Origin of the sequence: Legionella rowbothamii, assembly GCF_900639985.1 — a bacterium.
Lineage (GTDB): Bacteria > Pseudomonadota > Gammaproteobacteria > Legionellales > Legionellaceae > Legionella > Legionella rowbothamii.
Genome location: NZ_CAAAIM010000001.1, coordinates 821,152 through 846,257, shown reverse-complemented (window position 1 = coordinate 846,257; position 25,106 = coordinate 821,152). Strand labels below are relative to the sequence as shown.

The following is a 25,106-nucleotide window of genomic DNA, read 5'->3' as shown; positions in this document are numbered from 1 at the left end:
CCTAAGTTGTTCTAATTGGAATGTAGAATCCGTTCTAATTCTCCACGCGCCTGACGCGCAAAGTTAATTAAATCTCGTTCCTGTTCAAAAAACTCAAATGATTGAATTAAGGTTGCATTATCATGCTTTTTGAATGCTTTAGTTTTTCGCTCAATATCCTCGTGTTTATATCCTAAAAACTTCATGACTTCTTTAGTCATTGTGAGCGAGGATTCAAAAACTTCTCTGATGAAATAATCAACGTTTAACTTATGTAATTCATAAGCATGTTGTCGGTTACGTGCTCTGGCATAGATTTTGAGATGTGGGAAGTGCTCTTTAGCTAATTGAATGATTCTAAGATTTGCATCGACATTACCCACCGTAACAATCAAGAGCTTAGCATTCTCTGCTCCTGCACTTTTAAGTAAATCAAGGCGGGTAGCATCTCCGAAATAACCTATGTAGCCAAATTTTCTTAACAGTTCGACTTGTTCCGCATTATTTTCTAATACAGTGATCTTTATTTTTTCCCCATTGAGAAGACGACCGATAATCTGCCCAAAACGTCCATATCCAGCCAGAATAATGTCATTGCTTTCATTAATAGAATCGTATTCTTTTTCCGGTAACATACTCATGTAACGCGGCAAAATAACACGATTATACAGCAACATCAAAAAAGGAGTGGTTAGCATGGATAGGGCGACGACTAAGGTGAAAAAATCGATAGTATTGGGATTAATAACGCGGGTTGCTCCCGAGTATTGGAAGAGTACAAAAGCAAATTCACTACCTTGGGATAGAGCAAAGGCCAAGCCAAAGGTTTGAAAATTAGTTAAATCGAAGTAACGTCCTAAAAGATTGAGCGTGGTGGCTTTGACCAGAACCAAGGCTAAGACGGCTCCGAGGATAAGCCAGGCATGTTCTGAAAAGAGCGAAAAATCCATGCCCATGCCTACGGAAACAAAGAACAATCCCAATAATAATCCTTTAAATGGTTGGATATCGGCTTCAATGGCATGCTTATATTGAGAGTTGGCTAAAACCACCCCAGAAATAAACGCACCTAAAGCAGGAGACACGCCTATTGACTCCATAAGTAATGTGATGCCAACAACCAATGCCAGTGAAAAAGCGGTGAATACTTCACGGAGGTTCGTTTTCGCAATAATAAAAAATAAATACCTGGATAAATAATGACCTACTAAAATAATGGAACCAATAACTCCTGCAACAAGAAGCGCATGCACCCATTTAGGCAGCTGAGTCATAAAGGAAGTTTCATGCTCGTTAAGTTGAATATGCCCACTCAATTGCAGCAAAGGGATAATAATTAAAATAGGGATTACTGCAATGTCCTGAAATAAAAGAATGGCAAAAGAGGCCTCGCCTTCTGCAGTTTTAAGCAGATTTTTTTCTTGTAGCATTTGCAAAACTAAGGCGGTAGAGGAAAGTGAAAGTGCCATGCTGACTGCAAGGGTGGGGCGCCAGTCATAACCAAGCATTAAACCAATAGTGAATAAAGCCCCGGTGGTAATAACCACTTGGAGACTACCTAAGCCTACAATGAGCTTTCTTAATTTCCATAACATGGACGGTTCTAGCTCAAGGCCGATTAAGAACAACATCATAATGACGCCAAACTCAGCAAAATGCATGATTTGTTGCGAATTGCCAATGAGTTTAAATCCGAAGGGACCAATCAGCATACCGACAATGAGATAGCCTAATACGGAGCCTAATTTAAATCGGCTGGCGATAGGCACCATGATGCTAGCGGCAGCAAGGAAGATAAAGACATTTAGTAAAATAGTTCCACTCATAGTATTAGACCTGGGATTTATTTAGCGTGACAATTTTTATATTTTTTACCGCTACCACAAGGGCAGGGGCCATTTCTGCTTATTTGTTGTTTCTTTACCTTTGAGGGGTTCTCCTTATTGACTCCATTCACATAAAACCAGGAACCATTCTCTTTGTGAAATTCACTTAGCTCGTGGATTACTTTTACTTGCCCATGGTCGATAAAGCGTGCGCAAAACTCAACAAAACCCTTATCAGAATCGGTTGGTTGCGCACTTAGAACTTCTAAGCCCAGCCAGGTGACATTTTTTGCCCATTGCTCGGCTTCTACCGGGTTGAAACCCACTAACATTTGACCTTTCATGGTGTTTTGGATGTAGTCGATGTTGGCCAGGCTATAAGCGGTATATCGTGAGCGCATTAATTGCTCAGGTGTTTGCGGCAGCTGTTTTTTTTCTAGATATAAGCCGCAACATTGCTCGTATGTCTTTTGTGTCCCACAAGGGCAAGGTGTCATAAGGAGCTCCCAAGCAAATAAATTAACTTGGAGATTATATGCGATATGGATGTAAATTTTTAGACTTATTCTTTCATTAGCGTATTTTTATCAGAAAAAACTAGCAGAAAAAAAGTAATCAGTGCACAATTCCGCAAAAATGTAGGTCATTGGGAGATTGGTCCCCGGAATGATCTGTAGGCTGGGCCCCTGGTCCCAATCTACATCTAATCATACAATCAGAGGTCATCGAAAAAATGAATTCTTATTTACTGACACAAGATATAGAACAAATCAATCAACAAGAAAGTGTTGAGCAGTTAGAAGACGGAAAGGTATTATTTTTCCCCAAACATGTCTTTTCTAACATTCATCCAAATCTTATGTCAGAAAGCATACTCGATGGCACTCGAAAAAATATCAGCTACGACTCCCAGAAAAAAAGTTTAAATGCTTACAAAAAGGACATAAATGGTCTTGATGAACAACTTGCGGACATGATGCAAGGATATGCCGATTTTTCCTATCAATTAATCCAAGCCGCCTTACCCTCATACATTCCTCATCTACGCTGGGGGCGCACCAGTTTTAGACCCGCTCAAATTAATGGGCGTGCTAGTTCAAAACGTAAAGACGACACCCGCCTACATGTGGATTCATTTTCAGCTAGTCCTGTGCATGGATTACGAATTTTACGCGTATTTTGTAATGTAAACCCTAATAATGAGCCACGTGTGTGGAATCTTGGTGAGCCATTTCCTCAAGTTCTCGCACGTTTTGCCCCGCAGATCGCCACCTACAGCAAGTTCAAAGCGCATGTGCTGAAATGGACGAAAACAACAAAAACATTACGTTCTGCCTATGATCATTACATGTTGCATTTACATGATACGATGAAGCTTGATGATGCGTATCAATCACAAGTGAATAAAACACGGGTTGATTTTCCTGCGCAAAGCACTTGGATTGTCTTCACTGACCATGTCTCGCATGCGGCATTAAGTGGGCAACATTTGCTAGAACAAACATTTTATCTCCCAGCAGATAAAATGATCAAACCTGAGTGCTCTCCATTAGTGCAGTGGCAAAAAATTAGGCCGGAAGTGGCTGTTTTTTAGGACAAATTCTCTTTACGAGGGGTCGAATTGCACGTTATGATGGGTTAGCATTAATTTAACGAAGGACCGTCGTACTCATGCAAGGAGTTAAGTCACCTGAAAAAAGTAAGAAAAAACGGGTGATTCCCCCTAGTTGGAAGAAACATTTCCCCTCTGAAAGCTCATTAGGCTTGCTGATCCTAGCCCTTGTGTTGATGATTGTTCTGTTATGGTATTTTGTCGCTAATAGGCAGCATGTTAATCCGGTCAAGCCGATCCCGATTGTTTCTGGGGTGGCAACAACTCGGGATGTCCCAATTTATATTTCTGCCTTAGGTACGGTAACCCCAGTTTACACGGTTACTGTTCAATCACAAATTAATGGCCTTTTGATGAAGGTTTTATTTAAAGAAGGGGATTTGGTTAAAAAAGGACAGTTAATTGCGCAAATTGATCAACGCCCTTATGAAGCATTGTTAACTCAATATCAAGGTGATTTAAAACGAGATACGGCTTTATTAGAAAATGCGCGTATCGATCTGAAGCGATATCAAACTTTGTGGAAAGAAGACTCTATTTCGCAACAAACTTTAGCAACCCAACAAGCTTTGGTAAAGCAGTATGAAGGTAATGTTGAAACAGATTTAGGCTTAATTCAAAGCACCAAGATCAATCTGATTTATTGCAACATCACCTCACCAATCGATGGACGAGTAGGCCTACGGCTTATTGATCCAGGTAATTTTGTGCAAACCTCAACTACGAGCGGCATTGTCGTTATTACCACCCATGATCCCGTGACGGTTATTTTCCCAATTGCTGAAGATTTTGTGCCGCAAGTAGCGCCCCAGGCATTTAAAGGCAAGAGTCTTGAAGTGAAAGCATACAATCGTCAACAGAATCAGTTATTGGCAACTGGAAAATTAATCGCCCTGAATAACCAAATTGATCCAGCTACTGGAACGGTCAAACTAAGGGCCATATTTGATAATAAGGAAAGTAAGTTATTCCCCAATCAATTTGTAAATGTACAAATATTAGTAAATACCTTAACTAAGGCAACTCTGGTTCCTACCTCGGCCATACAACATACCACCACTGAAGATTTTGTTTATTTAGTGAATGCAAATCACACCGTCACTACAACTCCAGTGGTGATGGGCCCTGTTAGTGGCGATGATACTGTAATTTCTCATGGTTTAGTTCCGGGCCAGCATGTAGTTATCGAAGGAGCTGATAAGTTAATGAATGGTTCCAAAATCATCGTACAGGAACATTATCCATCTAAAAAACCTAAACCACATAGGGTCTTATGAGTATTTCTGGCCCATTTATAGCAAGAGCAATTGCTACCTCGTTATTGATGTTTGCGATTTTCTTAAGTGGGGTCCTTGCCTATCAATTACTACCTGTTTCTGCACTACCGGAAGTAGATTATCCAACAATCCAGGTTTCAACTTTTTATCCAGGTGCCAGTCCTGATGTTATGAGCTCCACGGTGACGGCTCCACTTGAGCGTCAATTCGGGCAAATGCCAGGTTTGGACCAAATGACATCAAACAGTTCTACGGGTTCATCGATTATTACCTTACAATTCAATCTAGATATCGGATTGGATGTTGCCGAACAAGAAGTACAGCAGTCCATTAACGCCGCCAGCAGCTACTTACCCAAAGACTTACCTAATCCCCCTGTCTATAGTAAAGTTAATCCGGCTGATACTCCTATTATTACATTGGCTCTTACCTCAAAAACCCTGCCGCTAACGCAGGTGGAAGATTATGCTGAAACCCGGTTAGTGCCGAAAATGTCCCAGTTATCTGGAGTCGGGTTAGTAAGTATTGGGGGCGGAAATCGTCCTGCAGTTCGTATCCAGGCCAATCCTAATGCCTTATCCGCTTATGGGTTGACTATGGAAGATGTACGTACCCTAGTTACCGCCTCCAACGTTAATGCAGCCAAAGGAAATTTTGATGGGCCACGTTTGGCCTATACGATTAACTCCAATGATCAGCTTTTATCTGCGGCCGTTTATAAGCCATTAATTCTTTCTTACCAAAATCAAGCCCCGGTGCGTTTATCTGACGTCGCTAATATTATTGATGGCGCAGAAAATAATATGCAGGCAGCTTGGGTCGATAAAGAGCCTGCGATCATCCTTAATATTCAACGACAGCCAGGAGCTAACGTTATTGAAGTTGCTGAGCGGGTTAAAAATTTATTAGTGCAAATGAAGGCTGCTATTCCTGCAGCAATTAATGTAGAAATTATTACAGATCGTACTTTAAGTATTCGTGCCTCGGTAGAAAACGTGCAACTAGAGTTATTGCTATCTGTGGCCTTGGTGGTCATGGTGATTTTTCTATTCTTGCGTAAATTGCCCGCTACGATTATTCCCAGTATCTCGGTTCCTTTAGCGTTAGTTGGTACTTTGGGCTTGATGTATTTGCTTGGATTTAGTCTAAATAACCTAACCTTGATGGGGCTTACAATTGCCGCAGGTTTTGTTGTTGATGATGCTATTGTAATGATTGAAAACATCATGCGTTACATTGAGTTGGGAGAAAACCCGGTTGAAGCATCCCATAAAGGAGCGGCACAAATAGGTTTTACCATTGTTTCTTTATCGATCTCCTTAATGGCAGTATTAATTCCCCTATTATTTATGGGCGATGTCGTAGGGCGTTTATTTCGTGAATTTGCTTTAACCTTAACGATAACCATTGCCATTTCAGCCTTTGTTTCTTTAACACTAACGCCGATGCTTTGTTCGCGTATATTAAAAGCTCAAAGTGAATCGGAAGTAAAGCCATTTGAGTTGTATTTAGAGCGGCAGTTAAATCGCTTGATTGATGTTTATAAACGTTCTCTGAACTGGGTTCTTTCCTCACAACCATTTGTTTTATTAATTTTTTTTACCACCGTAATTATTACTGCCCTTTTATTGTATGTGATTCCTAAAGGTTTTTTCCCGATTCAAGATACCGGTATTATTCAAGGGATTTCCGTGGCTGCTGATTCAATTTCTTTTCCCGCCATGGCTGAGCGACAGCAGGCTTTGGCAAATGTAGTTCTTAATGATCCCGCGGTTGCAAGTCTCACCTCGTTTATTGGCATTGATGGCACCAATGTGACATTAAATAGTGGACGAATTCTTATTAATTTAAAACCTTTAAACGAACGACCTAGTGTTAATGAGGTGATTAAGCGTTTACAAAATAAAATACACAATGTGACAGGTGCTACCCTGTACATGCAACCAGTACAGGATTTAACGATTGATACGCTTACGAGCCGAACTCAGTTTCAATATAGTGTGAGTTCACCGGATAGCGCGGAGGTGGTGAAATGGGCAAAAATACTCGAAAATAAAATGCGAGAACTTCACATTTTAAAGGATGTAAATAGCGATCAGCAAAATAAGGGATTAGTTACTTCCATCAACATAGACCGTGATACAGCATCCCGATTAGGGATTACCATGCAAATGATCGATAACACCTTGTATGATTCCTTTGGGCAGCGGCAAATATCAATTATGTTTACGCAGCGTAATCAGTACCGGGTTATTTTGGAAGTCTTACCTTTCTTACGCAAGGCCGCTGTTGCGTTTGAAAACATCTATATTAATTCATCCGTAAGTAAGGCTTCAGCTACAGGAGGAGCGGCTACGACAGCAGGATCAACAGCAATTACCACCGGGAATGCCATCACCGTAAGTAATCCTATTGGTCTTGGGGAGAAAACAATTACGACAACTAGTGGCTCTGTTCCATTAAAAGCGATTGCCAGTATCTCACAAACTTTAGGTCCTTTGGTTATTGCGCACAAAGATCAATTTCCCTCAGCAACCTTATCATTTAATCTCGCAGAACGCGCTTCTTTGGGTGATGCTGTACGTGCGGTTACTGACATGCAAGAAAAGCTTAATGTTCCTTTAAATGTCGATGTGGGATTCCAAGGTACAGCCAAAAGCTTCCAAAACTCTTTAGCTAATGAGGGATGGTTGGTTGTTGCGGCTATTATCGTGGTTTACATTATTCTGGGCGTACTTTATGAAAGTTACATTCATCCATTAACTATTTTATCTACCTTGCCTTCAGCATCGATGGGAGCTTTATTAGCGCTTTATTTAACGGATAATGAATTAAGTATTATTGCCTTGATTGCGATTATTTTGCTGATTGGTATTGTACTGAAAAACGCCATCATGATGATCGATTTTGCTTTAGAACAAGAACGTCTTTATAAAAAGACGCCGCTTGATGCAATCTATGAAGCGGCTTTATTACGTTTTCGCCCCATTCTGATGACGACCATGGCCTCTATGCTAGGAGCAATTCCCTTGGCCTTTAGCCATGGTATTGGGGGGGAGTTACGACGTCCTTTGGGTATTGCTATCATTGGTGGCTTGATTGTCAGCCAGCTGGTGACTTTGTATACCACTCCCGTGATTTACCTTACTTTTGACCGTATTTCCCGGAGAGTGATGGGGTATCGGACAAATACTATACATTTATTGGGTCATTCTAAACACAGTGAAGGATCTTCTGAATGAGACGTCGATGCTATAGATTGGTAAAGTGCTTCCTGCGGAAGGTCCTTAGTTGTCTACTCCTCAGGATGACGTTAAAAGCTAAGGAGATAATATGAATATATCTTCCTTATTTATTAGTAAGCCAATAGCAACGATTTTATTAGCATTAGGCTTAAGTTTTGCCGGTATTCTGGCGTTTAATTTATTGCCTGTAGCTCCTTTGCCACAAATTGATTTTCCCACCATCAGTGTTCAGGCGTCACTACCTGGAGGTAGTCCAGAAGTAATGGCTACTTCCGTAGCATCCCCCTTGGAACGACAGATTGGACGTATTGCAGGTATTACTCAGCTTACCTCCACAAGTACTCTCGGACTATCGAGTATTATCGTCCAATTTGATTTATCACGTGATATTGATGGTGCAGCACGTGATGTGCAAGCAGCCATTAATGCCTCTTTAAGTCAATTACCTACTAATCTAACGAATAACCCCACCTACCGCAAAGTTAATCCAGCGGATGCGCCGATCATGATTCTTGCCTTAACTTCGGATAAGTATCGAACTGGGCAACTATATGATATGGCTTCGACTATTTTGCAGCAGCGAATTCTACGTATAGAAGGGGTCGGTCAAGTTAACGTCGGGGGAGGATCCTTGCCGGCGGTGCGTGTAGAGGTTGACCCTTTGAGCCTGAATAAATATGGAATTGGCTTTAGTCAATTGGCCACTACCATCGCGCAGGCAAATGTAAGTCAGGCAAGAGGTAGTGTTGTTAATGATGATGGGACAGTGTCCACCATTAAAAGTAATGATCAAATGTTTAAAGCGGCTGAGTATGCGCCGTTAATTATCTCCTATCAAAATAACAATCCCATACGTCTTTCTGATGTGGCTCATGTGACTGATTCTGTGGCTGATGTGCATAATGCCGGAATAGCGAATGGTAAACCTGCGGTGCTTTTGGTTTTATTTAAACAACCCGGGGCCAATGTAATTAAAACCGTAGATTATGTAAAAAAAATATTGCCTCAACTGAAAGCTTCTATACCTCAGGATATTGATTTAAATATTCTGATGGATAGAACGACAACCATCCGTACCTCCTTACATGATGTTGAATTAACCTTATTTATCGCCATGTTATTGGTTATTTTTGTGACCTATTTATTCTTGGGTACTTTTCGCGCCATGCTAATTCCCGGGGTCGCTGTGCCCTTATCTCTACTGGGAACTTTTGCGGTCATGAAGTTATGCCATTACAGTTTGGATAATTTATCACTCATGGCACTAACCATTTCAACAGGCTTTGTGGTTGATGACGCAGTTGTTGTTTTAGAGAATATTACCCGTCATATTGCAATGGGCAAAAAGCCAATGCAGGCTGCATTCGATGGCTCTAAGGAAATTGGTTTCACCGTAATCTCCATGAGTATTTCGCTTATCGCTGTGTTTATTCCCATCTTATTTATGACTGGAATTGTGGGGCGTCTCTTTAGAGAATTTGTGGTCACCCTATCTGTTGCAATTCTTATTTCCTTAGTGGTATCACTTACTCTCACCCCAATGATGTGTTCACGTTTATTACATTCTGGAGAGGAGGAGCAACCGAATCGCTTCATGCGTTTTATTGAAGCGGTAAAATTCCGTTACGGCCGTGGTTTGCGTTGGGCACTCATTCATCCTACTATGATGTTGGTCTTAACTTTTGCAGCTATTTTATTAACTATCTATTTATATATTATTGTGCCGAAGGGCTTCTTTCCTCAACAAACAACGGATCGAATAGCTGGCTCATTGCAGGCGGATCAAAATATTTCCTTTCAAGCAATGAAGAAAAAAATGATTCAATGCGTTTCCATCATTAAAGAAGATCCTGCTGTGGCCAATGTTGCTGCATTTATTGGTACGGGCCCAGGTAATAATACAGGCAACACGGGTACCGTATTTATTTTGTTAAAAGTTCCCAAGCATCAAAATATTCCAACAGAAGAAGTATTGGCTCGCTTACGGAAAAAATTAGCGGTGATTACCGGGGCAAGATTATACATGCAATCCACTCAGGATTTAACCATTGGCGGTCGTGCGAGTGCTGCTCAATTTCAATATACAGTGTCCTCAGATAGTTTGGCTGATCTTGCTGTTTGGACACCGCGCATTATGGAACAATTGTCTAAAATTCCTGGCATTTCAGACTTAAATAATGATCAGTTGAATCATGGTTTACAAAGTTTTGTTAAGGTAGAGCATGATACGGCATCACGCTTTGGCATCACTCCGGAAATCATTGATCAGGAACTTTATAATGCCTTTGGACAAAGCCAAATTTCGGTGATGTATATGCCAATGAATCAATATTTTGTGGTGATGAATGTGGCGCAAAAATATTGGCAATCTCCGGCAATATTAGATCAGCTCTATGTTAAGTCTCCAGCCGGAAACGAAGTTCCCTTATCGGCCTTTGCTAGTTTTAAATCGGGTTCAACCTTGTTGTCAGTGAATCACCAAAGCCAGACGCCAGCAGCTACCTTTTCCTTTAATTTAGCTTCGGGCACCTCACTTGGAGAAGCTGTTAACACGATAACTACAATGATCAACGAGATGGAGTTACCTCCCACCATGACCGGTTCTTTCCAAGGAACAGCACAGGCATTTCAACAATCTTTTGCAAATGAAAAGTATTTAATTTTAGCGGCTTTATTAGCAGTATATATTGTCTTAGGCATGCTCTATGAGAGTTTAATTCATCCTATTACCATTTTGTCTACTTTACCTTCAGCAGGGGTTGGGGCTTTGCTTGCTCTGATGCTGTGTAGTACCGATCTCAGTATTATTGCTTTGATCGGCATCATTCTTTTGATTGGTATTGTAAAGAAAAATGCCATTATGATGATTGATTTTGCTTTGGAGGCAGAACGAAACGAAAATAAAACTCCACGCGAGGCTATTTATGAGGCAGCCTTATTACGCTTTCGTCCAATTATGATGACAACTATGGCTGCACTACTTGGTGCTTTGCCTCTAGTCGTCGGTTTTGGCGTCGGCTCTGAATTACGACGTCCATTAGGTATTGCGATTGTTGGTGGTTTAATCTTGAGTCAGTTATTGACCCTTTATACAACACCAGTGATTTATTTAGCATTGGATACTGCAAGCATCCGCCTACGCCGCTGGATTGCGCAATTTAAATCTACTCGAGGTGCTTATGGTCAATCAGCCTAATCGATTAGTCAAAGGGTCGGCAGTGGCTCTAATTGTAACTCTGCTCACATCCTGTATGGTGGGACCTAATTATGTGCGCCCAAAAGTTGTTGGTCCTTCTGAGTTTAAAGAGGCTAAGGGCAAAATGGTTGCAGGACCCGTGCGTAAAAACTGGAAGCCCATAGAGCCTCAGGATGAGATGGATCGCGGCGAGTGGTGGAAACTTTTTAACGATCCGGTACTTAATGATTTGGAAGATCAGCTTAATCACTATAATCAGAATATTGTGAACGCTGAGGCGAATTACCGCCAATCATTAGAAATTGTGAACGAAGCGCGCGCCAGTCTTTTTCCAACACTAACGGGTGCATTTAATATTTTTAGACAACGCCAGGGTGGGGGATCCACTGCATTTATCAGCTCATCTGGGGGCACAACTTCGGTAGGTACTGCAGCAACGGGAAGTGGAAATGGTGCCAGTACCATAACAAACTACACCGGAATTCTTAATGCAAGCTGGGAACCTGATATTTGGGGGTTAGTCCGCCGGACTATAGAAGCAGACCGTTCTTTGGCAGAGTCTAACGCCGCATTAATTGGCGTAACACGACTGTCAGCACAAGGTTCTTTAGCGCAATATTATTTCGAATTGCGTACCTTAGATAAGAACCAAAGTTTCTTAGAGGATACAGTTAAATCTTATAAAGGAATTTTACGATTTACTAAGAATCAATACCGCTCGGGGGTGGTTTCGCAGGCAGATGTGGTTCAAGCAGAAAGCCAATTGGAATCCGCACAGGCTGCTGCATTGAATAATGGTATTTTACGTGGCCAGTATGAACATGCTATTGCCGTATTAATTGGCCGTCCCCCTGCATTTTTATCCTTAAAACATATGCCTTTAGCAGCCAAAGCACCAACAATTCCTTTAACAGTCCCCTCTGTATGGCTGGAACGCCGACCAGATATTGCGCAAGCAGAACGCTTAATTCAGCAAGCAAGTGCACAAATTGGAGTTGCTGTGGCAGCTTATTTCCCGACATTGACCTTAACTGGTACGGGAAGTGCTTCAGCAAACAGTTTTCACCGATTAATTCACAAGCCTAATCTTGGTTGGTCATTGGGATTACAAGTAGCAGAAACCATTTTTGATGGGGGTTTACGTTCAGCTACCGTACGTGCTGCGAAACAGGCATATCTCGCTCAGGTAGCGTCCTACCGGCAAGTGGTACTAACTGCATTCCAAGAAGTAGAAGACAATCTTATTGCCTTGCGTATTTTACGGGAGCAAACTGTGTTCCAAGATAAGGCCGCAGCTCATGCTCGTTTGGCACTTAAATTAGTGGTGAATCAGTATAAGGCAGGGACCGTGCCTTATTCTAACGTATTGACTGCACAAATTACGGCTTTTTCTGCCGAACAATCAGCTAATAATGTAGATGGTTTGCAGATGAGTGCGGCCGTAGGTTTGATCAAATCGTTAGGCGGAGGCTGGGTGGTGAAGCCGGTTAAAATAAAAGTGCAGGGTATTTGCGTTGAGACGAAGAATTGTGGGCGAGGGAATGTTTGAAATAAAATATAGTGTTGGTTGGGCCTATGACCCAACCGACAACCCTTAATGCAACTGAACTGGCTCCTGCAATTCCTCAATTACTGCAGCCAACTTCTCACTCACTGGGACCCCAGTTTTTTTCAGGGTTTCAACCAAGTGCCCTTTAGCTTTCAGCGGATCAGTCAAATTAAAGCAAATAACCTCAGCAATTTCAGCAAGGAAACAATCAGAGCTTAATGTTTTTGCTTTTTGAATTAATTCCTCTGCCTGCTGAATGTCTTCTTTCAACGCAGCAATCAATGCCAACCCACCCCAACCATCGGCTAATTCAGCAACCTGATGTGCCGCGATTTGATAGGTATTGAATGCATCATTTAATTCATCTTGTAACAGTGCACACCAACCTAAAGCAATACGGCAATCATAAAATTCAGGATAAATTTCTAGAGCTTTTTGCAAACTATAATCGGCACGCTCAAAATCACCTTGATTCATATGAGCACTACCTAAGGCAAACCAGAGGCGGCAATCACCAGGGTTTATTTGTAACAGTTTTTCAATATCTTCTACTGTAGTTTCTTGGGTAGTAAGGCCTAACATGGAATGAACTAGTTTTGCATCATAATTATCTGGGTCGCGTTCAAGAGTTTGGTTCGCTGCTTGAATAGCTTGCTCATTTTCATCGCGGTCAAAGTGTAGTAGTGCAAGAAGACCTAAAGCGTCTGCATCACCAGCATCATGAATTAATACGTCCTTTGCTAAGTCTAAGGCTTGATCTAATTCACCTTGTGCATGGTGTATTCGCGCCATTAATCGTTTTGTTTCTGGATGATGTTCCCCTTCAATAACTGGTGATAAAACCTTAGCTGCACTTTCTAAATCGGAATTAATAAAATGGATAAATCCCAGGTTATAACGAAGAGCCGGTGTATCTTCGTATGTTAAAGCTTCAATAAAATTTTCTTGAGCTTGGGAGAGTTGACCTCGGTTTAAATGGAGTAATCCTTGATGACCAAGGCAAGCAATTCGGTCGATGTCATTGGCTTGATTAAGATAGTTTTGAGCTGCATCTAAATCATTGAGTTCTATGTAAAGATCACTGATTTTTACTAATAGGGCAAGGTTATTTTTATCTTGGTCTAAATAAGAAAGATAACGATTTAATTGCTCTTGGACTTGTTGATTACTCATATGTAGGATTCCTTGTCATGTGAGGTTGTTAAAAAACTGGGGAACTATAAGCCTAACAGGTAAAAAAGGCAAACTCTATGCAGAGCGTATGTGAAATTGAATCTCTTGAGATGGCACAGAACCACATTCAGGAGGACCTCAGTTGATACTATTAAGTTAGCACCGGTTCCCAGTCTCAAAATATGCTATATCTTTAATGTGAGAAATAATTCATAAATTCGTAAGGTTAGTTGCAAAATTATTATGATCTTATCGGATTTGACAGCTAATTATTTCCCACATTATTATGATGTATAAATACTACTCAGGGAGGGTGTTTTTATGCTTGGGATGGTTGCATGGGAAGACGTTTGGAATGTAATTAATTTTGCCAAAGATAAAAATGAGGATTGGTTTTTACAAGGTCCTGCCCGAAGATTTATTGAAACGTATAAGGCGCGACCTGGTTTTTTCACAGCGTATAAAAATAGCTATGAGTTTTCTGGTGGTTTGCTAGCCAATATTTTTTACCCTGTAGCATTGAGTGCTTTTTCTGGATTTTCAGTGGCTTGTATTATTTTTGGTGCCGTTCTAGGGGTAGGTGCCTCGCTTGCGGCAACAGGAGCTGCTCTATTTGGTTGTTATGAATTTTGTGATGAGTCGATTGATAATGCAGCAACCGCGTTCCACATCGCAGGCTTAGGATTGACTGCATTTGCCATTAGCAGTCTTTTACTTGCCTTTAGCTTATTTCATGCTCCGCTTTCTTTTCTTACTCGCTCAGGCAGCACTTTTCTTTCAATGCTAATGACTTGTAACTCCCAAGCTGAAAGCAAGCCGAATGCAGACAGTGTTCAGGAGGTCCATCCAATGTTAAGCTAAAGGTTGATGAGGCAATATTTTTCTATTTGACACAATATTTTTCAAAAACGTATAATGATTATTTTTTGGTCACTATGCTGGGGAACGGTATGCTTGGGCTATATGGCGAACGTGAAGTAAATTATATATTTTCAAATGATGCAAAGGACATGGAAGAGATTGCGAGCAGAGCTCTTGAAACCTACAGCTCGCGTCCTGGTTTTTTTACACCCTATAAAAATGTGGCTCATGCAGTTGGCGAGTTCATAGCACCAGTTGTTTATCCTCTCGCTGGCGGAACTCTTGCTGTGTTTTCCGTATTTTCTGCAGCTCTTGCCGCAACGTTTGGTATTGGTTGTCTATTAGTTGCAGTTGGCGCGTCACTCTTTGATGATCCGACTCTTGCTAACGAAGCATTTGATTTGGTAAGTGATACTTTGCAATTTATTGGGAATACATTAGTGATGGCAATTGTTGCCGCTACTTTAGGTGCTCTTAGTTTTCCTCATAGCGTTGCATCGGTGATTACTCGCTCTGCAGCTACTGGTGCTCATTTTACTACAGGGTATACTGATGATTATGAGTATCCAGAGGACGAAGAAGAGTATTACTGTCTTTCCTATTAAGCAAAAACATTATTCCGCACGTAGCCCGTATTAGCGTAGCCCTAATATGGGTCGCGGTATAAGTAAGGTTATAGGCTAGAATTAAATTTGAAAACTTCCTACTAAGGCCTGGACAACCAAATCCCAGCCATCAATTAAAACAAACAGCAATATCTTAATCGGCAATGAAATGCTCATCGGAGGCATCATCATCATTCCAACAGTCATGAGAATTCCAGAAACAATGAGATCAACTAATAAGAAAGGTAAAAAAATCATAAATCCAATTTGAAAGGCCGTTTGCAATTCACTGAGGATAAAAGCAGGAATCAATTGATAGAATTTAATTTCTTCTGTAGAGGAGGGCAATGGTTCCTTTGCCAATTGCAAAATGACTTTCATATCCTTTTCTCGAGTTTGCTGCAGCATGAATTTTTTTAAGGGTTTGACGGCATTATCGAGTGCTGCTTCTGTAGTAATTTGATGAGATTCATAGGGTTGATATGCTTCAGTATAGATGGTTTTAGCTACCGGCATCATGGTAAACAAGGTCAGGAATAAAGATAGACTGATAATCACCGTATTCGGTGGTGTCTGCTGTAATCCCAACGCATTACGCAGCATGGAAAGCACGACCACAATGCGTGTAAACGAAGACAACATAATTAAAATACTAGGCGCCAAACTTAAAACTGTAAGTAGAGCGAATGCTTGCAGTGCTGGAGAAATATTATCCTGCTCTAAATGGATTGGGCCTATATTAGTTCCAGAGGCTGCAAGTACCGTTAACGGACAAAATAAAATAAAACAGAAAATAATACGCTGCAACATCATGATGAAGGTTTGACCTCTTGAATTGGATGAATGGCTAAGGCATTTTGATTGTCGGCAATTAAAAATCGTTGTCCCTGATAATCAAGGATGTAAACTTGCATTTTATGATGTACAGAGATTTTCTCAATGAGCTGATATTGGGTTGGTTTTTTTACTAATCCTTTCGAGCGCTTTGCTAGGAATGAAAGTATTACGAGGAGGATTAACAAAACAACTAAATAAGGAATCCAGTGGATCTGGGCGATTGGATCCTGCTTAAATGCCAGAGTATTCTGGGCATGAAGTGCTGGTGCAATTAGCAAGCCCAATAGCAGCCAGCTTTGTTTTATTACTGTGTTATTCATGCATTAATTTCCGTAATCTGTACTGCGAAATGGTCCTCATGGCTCATTAATTCACCGCGAGCAATTACGCGATCATTTAACAGAATTTCCACGGGTTCATCTGTTTTTTGATCAAGCAGTAATTCATAACCGGATTTGAGCTCCTTTAATTTGGCAATACTTAGATTTAAAGTACCAATACGTACAGTGCATTGCACTTCAATATCACCAACTAAGCCTAGATAGTTTTGATTAAGGAATTGGCCTTCAGCTTGTTGGGCATGTTCTTTTAAATTAACTTTTTTTACCGTAATGCTCATGATTTCCTCTTTAATACAATTGATTTATGGGATGCGGATTGGCCTAATTCAGCCTCAGCGAATAATTCTTTTCCTCGGGTTACTTTTAGTGGTTCGGTGATTGGGTGTTTGGTGCTAAGTACGTCACCGACTTGTAATCCCACAAGACTTTTTATCGATAAATTACTGGAACTAAGTTCTAGTGCTAAATGAATGTTTTGTTCCGCTAATGCTTCATCAAGGGAACTCAATGGGGGAGCTTTTCTTTGAGATGCAGGAAGTTGTTGATAAACCCAATCAGGGTTCACGATCAGCGTGAAATTGCTTTGTTCACAAGTGAAGGTAAGGAGCACACTCGTTGAACCAGCATAAAACCAGTCTGGATTTTCTCCCTGATATGCTTGCAGCATACATTCCTCAAGCTGGAAAAACTTATTTAACAGTTTTAATAGAAGGTCTTTGCTCGCTGCATCAAAACTAGATTGTTTACTACCGAATAGTGCATGGTTGAGCACATTTAAATAACCACCTTCAAGGCAGCCAAGTACACCGTTATGCCCCTGAAGCATGGAGGCTTGTTCTACGTGGTAGTTTTTAGGTGTCATGGCCAGATGCAAGTCAATAGGAGTGCAACAGTACTCCTCATTCCAAGCATCGAGTTTTTGTTTAAATTGTTGGGTTAATTGGTGCAGTTCTACCACATTAATTAATCGATAGGGCTTCATAATTTAGTTTCTAACTCTTCTAATAATTGTTTGTCTATATCCATAATCTGCGAGCAGGCCTGGAACATTCTTTGTAACACGACAATATTGGCGAATTCCACGGTGGGATCGACGTTAGAACCTTCTAAATAACCAGATTGAATAGCTTCTAATTTTTTGGTATTTGCGTGTCCATAATGAATACCCTGCGTAGTTTTTGCGCGAAAAAAATTGTCTTGCGTTTGTATTAAATTGTTTTCCATATCATCAAAAGAGGCCATGCCTATGTAGATGCCTTTAATGATTTGTCCGTTATTATAGTGGTAGGAAATTAGGCCTTCTTCATCAATCCTAATTTCATTTTGTTCGCCTTTGGGGTAACCATCGTTTTTGTGGATTTCAATGGTGGTGTCTGTTGATTGATTGGTAGAGGGGCTCCCTAGTTCTACGTATTCATTTTGCCCATTATTAGCATCTCCAAAGTAGACAGAGAGGGGTTGGCCATTTAAAGATAATTGAATCGTGCTGTATTCTGAGATAATACCCTTGGGAAAAGCACCAATGTCATTAAATTTTATTATTTGCCCCGATGAGATCGAAATTTCCTTTTCACCATCATATTGGATACCTGTTAACATCCATTCTGTTGGTGCAGTAGTTTGCTGTGGTATTTCTGCACCTGTAAATCTTAGGGTGATGGTATGAGGATTTCCTTGCGCATCATAAATGTTTTTTAGTTTAAAGGTGATATCTTCATAGGTAGACATAGGCGTTTTTGGGTTTTTTTCTTGAGGTATAAATTGACCATGTATAAAAACATTTTTAGTGGCTTTACCTGCAGAAATTTTAGGCCCTTGCTCATAGATAGGAGCCAAATTGCCAGAATGGTCATAGCCTTGCACTTGCCCACCTGTTTTATAATCAGTTAAAACCCCATCTTTAAATTCGAAATGCCCATCTCGGGTATAAACCAATTCATTATTCTTTAGTCTAACTACAAAAAAACCGTTGCCCACGAGGGCTAAATCAGAACCAGAACCGCTTTCTTGATGATTACCACCCTTAAAATTAATCGAAGTACCTTGAACACGCACACCATGACCGTTTCCTTCCTCCCCATGACCATTACCTAAAGAGGAATAGAATACATCACTACGTTTAAAACCATGGCTTTGCATATTCGCTATATTGTTCGAAGTATTTTGCAATCCGTAACTTGCAGCAAGCATTCCCGAGAGACTGCTGTAATAAGTACTTGTCATTTTTTTCCTTTTAAGACGTTAAGTTTTATTTCATCACTCGACCGAAACTCCCTTGGTCCAGCCTTTCAATCAGTCCTATGTTTCCCTTGCTCTCTTAGAATGCCAAATTACCACAGCTTGACCGGGTAGTTCGGCATGCTAGATGACATACCCGTGCAAGAGGCACTCAAACTTCAACCTCAAGAACTTGATCCAACTTTGCTTTGATATGCTCACCCCCAACCAAAACCATAATTTCTATCGCCCCATTTTGCTGTAAAAGCACCGATTTAACTTCGCCTGATAGAGCCTGTCCGTCTATTTTGACTTTTCTACCTAAAAGATTAAGGCCACGATTTTCCTCTGCCAATTTTAATAGCTGTTGTACTCCGCTATTAGTTCCAACCGCCTGTTGCAAAGAAGAAAATTGCGCCATCTGTGCCATAAATTCACGGTTATCTATCGGTTTTAACGGATCTTGATAGGTCAGTTCTTGCATGAATAATTTCATGTACTCATCTTGGCCCATGTTTACAGCCTCAACTGGTTCAGTCATTATTTACTCCATTAATAATCAAACGGCTTAAAACCAAGCCTCTTTTCTTTAAATAATTTTGAATGAGTTGCACCAGCTCATTTTGTTCGTATTTATCTAATGTGTGCAGATTTAAAGAGAGCTCTGCTTGGTCTCCCTGAATAAACAAGTGACTGTTTTTAAATGGTGTGGCGCGCGTCGTCATGCTATATGAAATACTATTTGTCTCTTTAATTGCTAATCTATCCTGTGTGAATTGACTCGTATGCAGTAGCATAGGCAACGATGATTGTTCTAGGGTTTGTTCCAGCTCAATCATAAACGGCATAAATTTATTTTCAGGCGAATACGGTGATGCGGTGTTATCCGTTGCCGTCATCAATGCATTTTGGAATTCAATATATTGAGATTCCCGAACTTGGGCAGACGTAGAGCACACCGGTGCATTTTCCTTAGGGAGTGCTCGCTCTGTTTGCGGTGTCTGCAGTGGCTTCGCATCAAAGTGCAGCTCAGAGTGTTGTAACTGAGTTTGGTGCTGCCAATAATACTCATCCCCTGTACTTTGCTTGGCTGGATTATTTAACCAATGTTCAAAGTCAGCAGATGAATACTGATTGGTATGCCGTTTTGCCTGCTCTTGGCATTGCGGTAGTGATTCAATAATTTTCATCATGTTCCTATTAAATAATACATACCTCAGGCTGATCTGAATTCCATGTCATTGCCCCCGTTGAATAACCCACTCATCCAAGGCATTATTTTCTGCTTTCTTCTGTTGCTCCTTGAGCTCAGCCTGTTCACGCTCCAAATATTTTTCTAACATCTTTAATTCTGTTTTAATGCGCTGCATTTTTTCTTCCACATTCTGTTCTGTGTCTTGATGCTGTTTCAGCGTCATATTCAACTCTTCCTTTTTTTCATGTTGTTGTGTTATAAAATTGAGCCGGTTGATTTCAAAATCAGGATTAATCGTTAACGAATTAATTCCTGCTTGTTGTATTTGCTCATCCAGCGCCTCTATCTCTTGGCGCACTTTGTGTAATTGATTTTGTGTCTCGTGTAATTGCGAATGAAGCTCATTAAGTTGCCAGTTTAATTTAGTCATCAGTGCTGTAAGTGATTGGTTCATAATAAAATCTCTTTAAAACGTTGCATGAGTTCAGTAAAGGATAAAGACCGTTTCGTATCTTGAATGAGTAGCTCATTGATTGCAGGCATGCGTTGAACCGCAGCATCTAGCAAGGCATTATTCCCAGGCTTATAAGCACCCAAGTCAATCAAATCTTTATTTTGTTCATAAATGCTTAACGTGGCGAAAATCTGATTCATGAGTTGCTGCTCTTCCGCACTCACCAAATGCTTAGCCAGTCGAGAGACACTTTGCAGAATTGAAATCGCAGGATAGTGACCACGTTGTGCCAATTCGCGAGTGAGGACAATATGTCCATCAAGAAGTGCACGCATGTGATCAGCTAAGGGCTCGTTAAAATCATCCCCTTCAACCAAAACCGTATAAACCGCACTAATGCTTCCTTGATCCTTAAAATTTCCCGTACGTTCAACAATGCCAGGAAGAAGCGCGAAAACGCTGGGAGTGTAACCGCGTGCAGTAGGGGGCTCCCCTAAACTTAGTCCAATTTCTCGTTGGGCCATGGCAAAACGGGTAATAGAGTCCATAAATAACATGACGTGTTTGCCTTGTTGGCAAAAGTATTCCGCAATTGCAGTGGCGGTATATACGGCCTGACGACGCATCAAAGCGGATTCATCACTGCAAGAAACTACCAGCACGGATTTTCTTAAGGTGGGTTCATCCAAATGATTGTGGATAAAGTCATTGACCTCGCGGCCACGCTCACCAATTAAGGCAATCACATTAATATCCGTTTGCAGGTTTTGCACCATGTTGCCCAGCAGGGTACTTTTTCCCACACCACTACCTGCAAAAATCCCAATTCGCTGCCCTTTCCCTAAGGGAAGTAAAGCGTCTATAGTCTGGATTCCCGTACTTAAACGCTGACTAATTGGCAAACGGTTAAAGGGATTAATTTTTTTATTTTGTGTAAATACACGTTGTTTATTGTGTAAACGTAAACGCGTATCAATTGGTTTCGCAAAGGCGTCAACGGCATGACCTAATAAAGAATCACCTACCGCAATACTTAATGGATTTCCCGTTGCCCGTACTTTGTAGCCCATGCAGACCGGAGCAGAATCATAGGGCATAAGATAGACTTTTCCTTGTTCAAAACCAAGGACCTCAGCTTGCATAATTAATTGATGATGTTGATCTAGTATGTCACAGACCTCACCAATAAAGGTTTGTGGCGGCCCATTGGCAACTAGCTTTAAGCCAATGAATTGCTCAATTTCTCCTAAACGTTCAACGGCTAAGAGTTCATTAATCCATGGATGCATGAGCGCCTCGCTGCTTTAATTGCAGTAATACTTCTTTGAGCTTATCGATTTGTTTTTCGATACTGGCGTCAAAAATACCATGGTTGGTTTTAAGCACATAACCTCCTAAGGCAAGCGATTCATCGGTTTTTATTTTTAAGCCATTTAAATGCGCTGCACTTAATTGCATGGTGCCGTTTTGTAAGGCCACAATGTCTTGTGGATGCAAGTAAAGCTCAACTGATTGTTTGTCATTTAATTGCGTAAGAATGTGGTTGATTTGCTGACTGAGTGCTTGTTGATTATTGCTGTTTTCCACAAAAAACTGTTTGCTGATTAGCAATACAATATCGGCAATTTCATTAGCCAAATCTAGACGATTTTGTGCTACTGCTTGGGGGAGCGATGCCAGCATTTGTTCTAATTGCTGTTGGTTTTGGCTCTTTTCTTGTCCGAGGCGAGCCTGCTCCTCAGTCATTCCTGCTAAATACCCTTGCTCATAAGCCTCTTGGCGAATTAGTTCGCATTGTGATTCATCTACAGTGGGTGTCTCAGGAGGAACCGTGTCAATTAGCTCAGGAGCCTCCTGGTTTAAATAAATTACTTCTGTACTGACCAAGACATTTTTATGGAGTGTTGCCATGAGGCACCTCCAGTTGTTCACTAAAGCTTAATTGTCTTTGCCATTGTTGGAAGAGGTATAATTTCGATGCAGGTTTTAGCTGTCGCACTTGAGTCCCTAATTCCTCTTGGATTTTTTGTTTTTGCATGCACGTTTCTAAAAACATATGCTCCCAAGTGAATTGTCCTTGCTCTAGTATAATGGCGATGTAAAGCGGGTCTTCCTGGCTTAGCTTTTGGCAAAATTCAGGTAAGCGAAATTCCTTTGGTGCAAGCTCAGGGCAGGGCAGATGGCGAAATTTATTTGCCTCTTTAAGTAGTGCATGGCCTTGCACGTTTGCAAAACGCTCGCGCTGTATTGGGGTTAACCGTTTAAGTACCCATCGTTGATCCACAGGTTTTAATTTTGCTAAATTAAGCACGATTTTTTTTAATTCATTATTCATGATGATTTAGCCATTGGGTTAATTCTATTAAAAGCTGCTGGCGTTTTTTTTGCCGGTTGCGTCTTAAGATGAGCAGCGATGAACTACCAAGCACCGCCAGAAACATGAAAACAATAAGGGCTTGCCATTTTTGTTCTTCACTCCATTGTTCTAAGATGGACGCACGAAAGTGCTTTGTCGTTATTTGTTGATTTGCAGTAGAACTTAGGGGCACTGAAATTTTTGCTGTTTTGGGGGCGCTAATTAAAGCTTCAACACTGATTGCATCGCCACGCTTTTCATCAAAACCTACCGTACTTTTTATGAGACGCTGAATTTGGGCAATAGTTTTAGCATCCGTTTTTTGTGGTAAAACCACGCTGACTGAAAGCCGTTCAATAGTGCCATTTGCCCGTTTAAATAATTCTTTTTCATGGCCAAATTCATAGGTTTTTTCTAAGGTTAAATCTTGCTTGCCTTTCTGATTTCCTTTTTTGTCTACCGTAGAATGTTTGGTTTGTTTTTCATGGGTAATTTGTCCTCTGGCTTGCGGTTTTACCAATTCACGCTGTAGTTCATCGTAATTGATGGCTACATTAATTTTCACCATGACTTGATCTTTGGCAAAGATTTTTTGCAGTAGTTGCATGACCTTGTCATTTAGATAATGCTCTATGGTTTTTTGCGTGGTGAAATGGTTGGAAGAGGGGTCTTCTTCTGTTGCTGATAAGGTATTTCCATTTTGATCCACCACCACAACATTGGCTAAACTTAAATGCACAATACTTGCTGCAACTAACTGTTGAATGCTGTGCACTTGTTTTGGTGTTAAAACCTGTTTTAAGTGCAAGGTCACTGAGGCTTTAGGTTGATTGTTGTCGTGATCAAATAAATGACGTTCTGGAATCAGTAAATGTACCCGTGCTTGGCGTATTTCATCAATGCTGGAAATAGTGCGCTCCAGTTCACCTTGCAAGGCACGCTGGTAATTAATCTTTTGCGAAAAATCAGTCATGCCAAAATCGTTTTTATCAAATAATTCAAAGCCCACATTGCCAGCTAATTGCATGCCTGATCCCATGATTTTTAAACGGGTTTTCGCAACCATATCTTTATCAATTAAAATATCTCTGCCCCCATTACGAAGCTGATAGGAAATATTTTCTTGATCCAATTGGCTTAAAACCTTATTCGCGTCTTGCTCATCCAAATGATTAAATAAAATAGCGTAAGAAGGGGATAAGACCCACCAGCTAAGCATAATAGTCATGATGAAAATTCCGGCGATGCACGCAATTAGACTGAATTTGCGTTTTGCTTCCAAGTTCCTAAACCAGAGGCTGGCTGTTTGTAAGTAATTCACTTTAAATTTGCTCTCTTAATAAATCTTGATAGGCACTCATCAACCGGTTACGAATTTGCTCTAAATACTGAAACGATAATTTGGCTTGCTCCAGGGTAATCATGGTTTGATGCAAGTTTTCTGCATGGCCGCTGGCGAGTTCATTTAAAGCTTTATCAGCAGTATTTAATTGTGTATTGGTATCGTCTATTTTTTCGCTAATCCAGGCAGAAAAAGACTCTTGTGGCGCAGCTTTTGTTGATTCTATTTCTGGACTTTGCACATTAGGTTTTAAAAATAAGTTATCTAGTGCATCGATTCTCATCGCTCATCTCCTATACTTAATGCCTGTAAGTACAAGCTATGCGCGCTATTGATCATTTTGATGTTGGCTTCATAGGCTCGCGAGGCGCGTAAGAGGGTGGTCATTTCATCAATCGTGCTAATCCCTGGATAGGTGATGTAGCCTTGTTTGTCCGCAGCTGGATGGCCGGGTTGATAAACTTTATTAGGCGGTAAATTTTGTGGAACCACCTCTACCGAGTTGATACCCATCTCTTGGGGATTGGCTACCAATTCAGAGAATATTTTAGCGGAGGTGATTACTTGGCTTGCTTGAAATACTGAGCCATCTGCATTTTGCAATGAGTGTTGATTGGCAATGTTATTTGCCACCACATCAACACGTAATTTTTCAGCATTCATTCCTTGGCCGGAAATGGCATAAATTTGCGCGTAATTCATTATTGATTTCCTTGTAATGCGAGTTTCATAATGGCTAACTTTTGATTTAAGCCTTTAACCAGAGCGCGGTAATGGGTCATGTTCTGCACGTTTAATGTCATTTGCTCATCAATGCTGGATTGGTGATCACAACTTTGGTAATAGGGTGCAATTTCTGATAAATTATTATTATTTGGACTTAAATGGTTTTCCTGTAATTGCTGTTCAAAATTAACTTCCATGCTTTGGTAATTTTCCGTATTGATGTTGGCAATATTATTGGCAATAGCTGTCTGGCGCATTAATGCGGCATCCAAGGCCAGACTAACTAATTGTATGGTGTTATCTGTACTCATCACT

25 protein-coding genes are annotated in these 25,106 nt (G+C 40.8%); 7 read left to right on the top strand and 18 right to left on the bottom strand.

Going from position 1 to position 25,106, the window contains the following annotated elements; translation table 11 throughout:
- Positions 1–11 precede the first annotated feature (11 nt).
- On the bottom strand, positions 12–1,805 hold the full coding sequence (locus tag E1P08_RS03510; RefSeq protein ID WP_133135614.1) for a monovalent cation:proton antiporter-2 (CPA2) family protein: 1,794 nt from the start codon (positions 1,803–1,805) through the stop codon (positions 12–14).
- A gap of 17 nt (positions 1,806–1,822) precedes the next feature.
- Entirely contained in the window at positions 1,823–2,302 is a 480-nt protein-coding gene (locus E1P08_RS03505; RefSeq protein WP_133135613.1) for a YchJ family protein, read from the bottom strand.
- A gap of 236 nt (positions 2,303–2,538) precedes the next feature.
- Here E1P08_RS03505 and kdoO point away from each other — a divergent pair, with 236 nt between their 5' ends.
- The 5 genes from kdoO to E1P08_RS03480 all read left to right on the top strand — a co-directional run bounded on the left by kdoO (position 2,539) and on the right by E1P08_RS03480 (position 12,684).
- A complete protein-coding gene (gene kdoO, locus E1P08_RS03500; protein ID WP_133135612.1) occupies positions 2,539–3,399 on the top strand; it encodes a Kdo hydroxylase KdoO in 861 nt (286 codons plus the stop codon).
- 77 nt (positions 3,400–3,476) lie between these two features.
- Positions 3,477–4,694 carry an efflux RND transporter periplasmic adaptor subunit gene (locus tag E1P08_RS03495; protein ID WP_133135611.1) on the top strand — a complete coding sequence of 406 codons (1,218 nt, stop codon included), beginning with the start codon at positions 3,477–3,479 and terminating at the stop codon, positions 4,692–4,694.
- Positions 4,691–7,936, top strand: coding sequence for an efflux RND transporter permease subunit (locus E1P08_RS03490; protein WP_133135610.1), 3,246 nt, complete (start codon positions 4,691–4,693; stop codon positions 7,934–7,936). The genes E1P08_RS03495 and E1P08_RS03490 overlap by 4 nt, the downstream gene beginning before the upstream one ends.
- 91 nt (positions 7,937–8,027) lie before the next feature.
- The gene (locus E1P08_RS03485; RefSeq protein WP_133135609.1) at positions 8,028–11,135 is read left to right on the top strand and encodes an efflux RND transporter permease subunit; all 3,108 of its coding nucleotides are present in this window, start codon (positions 8,028–8,030) and stop codon (positions 11,133–11,135) included.
- Positions 11,119–12,684 carry an efflux transporter outer membrane subunit gene (locus E1P08_RS03480; RefSeq protein WP_133135608.1) on the top strand — a complete coding sequence of 522 codons (1,566 nt, stop codon included), beginning with the start codon at positions 11,119–11,121 and terminating at the stop codon, positions 12,682–12,684. The genes E1P08_RS03485 and E1P08_RS03480 overlap by 17 nt, the downstream gene beginning before the upstream one ends.
- A gap of 45 nt (positions 12,685–12,729) precedes the next feature.
- Here the strand turns inward: E1P08_RS03480 and E1P08_RS03475 are convergent, their stop codons facing one another.
- The gene (locus tag E1P08_RS03475) at positions 12,730–13,857 is read right to left on the bottom strand and encodes a tetratricopeptide repeat protein (RefSeq protein WP_133135607.1); all 1,128 of its coding nucleotides are present in this window, start codon (positions 13,855–13,857) and stop codon (positions 12,730–12,732) included.
- A 321-nt stretch (positions 13,858–14,178) separates the two neighbouring features.
- On the opposite strand from E1P08_RS03475, the gene E1P08_RS03470 reads away from it, so the two are divergent.
- Together E1P08_RS03470 and E1P08_RS03465 are read left to right on the top strand one after the other, a co-directional pair.
- The gene (locus E1P08_RS03470; RefSeq protein ID WP_133135606.1) at positions 14,179–14,718 is read left to right on the top strand and encodes a hypothetical protein; all 540 of its coding nucleotides are present in this window, start codon (positions 14,179–14,181) and stop codon (positions 14,716–14,718) included.
- 89 nt (positions 14,719–14,807) lie between these two features.
- Positions 14,808–15,323, top strand: a complete 516-nt coding sequence (locus E1P08_RS03465) for a hypothetical protein (protein ID WP_133135605.1) — start codon at positions 14,808–14,810, stop codon at positions 15,321–15,323.
- A gap of 81 nt (positions 15,324–15,404) precedes the next feature.
- On the opposite strand, the gene fliP is transcribed toward E1P08_RS03465, so the two are convergent.
- From fliP to E1P08_RS03390, 15 genes are all read right to left on the bottom strand, one after another.
- Complete coding sequence (gene fliP / locus E1P08_RS03460) at positions 15,405–16,136, bottom strand: flagellar type III secretion system pore protein FliP (protein ID WP_133135604.1); 732 nt, start codon at positions 16,134–16,136, stop codon at positions 15,405–15,407.
- Positions 16,133–16,480 carry a hypothetical protein gene (locus E1P08_RS03455; RefSeq protein ID WP_133135603.1) on the bottom strand — a complete coding sequence of 116 codons (348 nt, stop codon included), beginning with the start codon at positions 16,478–16,480 and terminating at the stop codon, positions 16,133–16,135. The genes fliP and E1P08_RS03455 overlap by 4 nt, the downstream gene beginning before the upstream one ends.
- Complete coding sequence (locus E1P08_RS03450; protein ID WP_133135602.1) at positions 16,477–16,779, bottom strand: FliM/FliN family flagellar motor switch protein; 303 nt, start codon at positions 16,777–16,779, stop codon at positions 16,477–16,479. Before E1P08_RS03450 ends, E1P08_RS03455 begins: the two co-directional genes overlap by 4 nt.
- On the bottom strand, positions 16,776–17,483 hold the full coding sequence (locus tag E1P08_RS03445) for a FliM/FliN family flagellar motor C-terminal domain-containing protein (RefSeq protein ID WP_133135601.1): 708 nt from the start codon (positions 17,481–17,483) through the stop codon (positions 16,776–16,778). The genes E1P08_RS03450 and E1P08_RS03445 overlap by 4 nt, the downstream gene beginning before the upstream one ends.
- Entirely contained in the window at positions 17,480–18,724 is a 1,245-nt protein-coding gene (locus tag E1P08_RS03440; RefSeq protein ID WP_133135600.1) for a flagellar hook-basal body complex protein, read from the bottom strand. The genes E1P08_RS03445 and E1P08_RS03440 overlap by 4 nt, the downstream gene beginning before the upstream one ends.
- Before the next feature lie 166 nt (positions 18,725–18,890).
- Positions 18,891–19,259, bottom strand: coding sequence for a flagellar hook capping FlgD N-terminal domain-containing protein (locus tag E1P08_RS03435; RefSeq protein WP_133135599.1), 369 nt, complete (start codon positions 19,257–19,259; stop codon positions 18,891–18,893).
- Entirely contained in the window at positions 19,252–19,911 is a 660-nt protein-coding gene (locus tag E1P08_RS03430; protein WP_133135598.1) for a hypothetical protein, read from the bottom strand. Before E1P08_RS03430 ends, E1P08_RS03435 begins: the two co-directional genes overlap by 8 nt.
- A gap of 45 nt (positions 19,912–19,956) precedes the next feature.
- Positions 19,957–20,367 carry a flagellar FliJ family protein gene (locus E1P08_RS03425; RefSeq protein WP_133135597.1) on the bottom strand — a complete coding sequence of 137 codons (411 nt, stop codon included), beginning with the start codon at positions 20,365–20,367 and terminating at the stop codon, positions 19,957–19,959.
- Entirely contained in the window at positions 20,364–21,656 is a 1,293-nt protein-coding gene (locus tag E1P08_RS03420; RefSeq protein WP_133135596.1) for a FliI/YscN family ATPase, read from the bottom strand. The genes E1P08_RS03425 and E1P08_RS03420 overlap by 4 nt, the downstream gene beginning before the upstream one ends.
- Positions 21,640–22,278 (bottom strand): FliH/SctL family protein, encoded by a 639-nt coding sequence (locus E1P08_RS03415; protein ID WP_133135595.1) that lies wholly within the window; start codon positions 22,276–22,278, stop codon positions 21,640–21,642. Before E1P08_RS03415 ends, E1P08_RS03420 begins: the two co-directional genes overlap by 17 nt.
- Complete coding sequence (locus E1P08_RS03410) at positions 22,262–22,702, bottom strand: hypothetical protein (protein ID WP_133135594.1); 441 nt, start codon at positions 22,700–22,702, stop codon at positions 22,262–22,264. The genes E1P08_RS03415 and E1P08_RS03410 overlap by 17 nt, the downstream gene beginning before the upstream one ends.
- Positions 22,695–24,044: a flagellar basal-body MS-ring/collar protein FliF gene (gene fliF, locus E1P08_RS03405; protein WP_133135593.1), complete on the bottom strand. Its 1,350-nt coding sequence runs from the start codon at positions 24,042–24,044 to the stop codon at positions 22,695–22,697. The genes E1P08_RS03410 and fliF overlap by 8 nt, the downstream gene beginning before the upstream one ends.
- Before the next feature lies 1 nt (position 24,045).
- The gene (gene fliE, locus E1P08_RS03400; RefSeq protein WP_133135592.1) at positions 24,046–24,348 is read right to left on the bottom strand and encodes a flagellar hook-basal body complex protein FliE; all 303 of its coding nucleotides are present in this window, start codon (positions 24,346–24,348) and stop codon (positions 24,046–24,048) included.
- Positions 24,345–24,767: a flagellar basal body rod protein FlgC gene (gene flgC / locus E1P08_RS03395; RefSeq protein ID WP_133135591.1), complete on the bottom strand. Its 423-nt coding sequence runs from the start codon at positions 24,765–24,767 to the stop codon at positions 24,345–24,347. Before flgC ends, fliE begins: the two co-directional genes overlap by 4 nt.
- On the bottom strand, positions 24,767–25,102 hold the full coding sequence (locus E1P08_RS03390; RefSeq protein WP_133135590.1) for a flagellar basal body protein: 336 nt from the start codon (positions 25,100–25,102) through the stop codon (positions 24,767–24,769). Before E1P08_RS03390 ends, flgC begins: the two co-directional genes overlap by 1 nt.
- Positions 25,103–25,106: the final 4 nt, after the last annotated feature.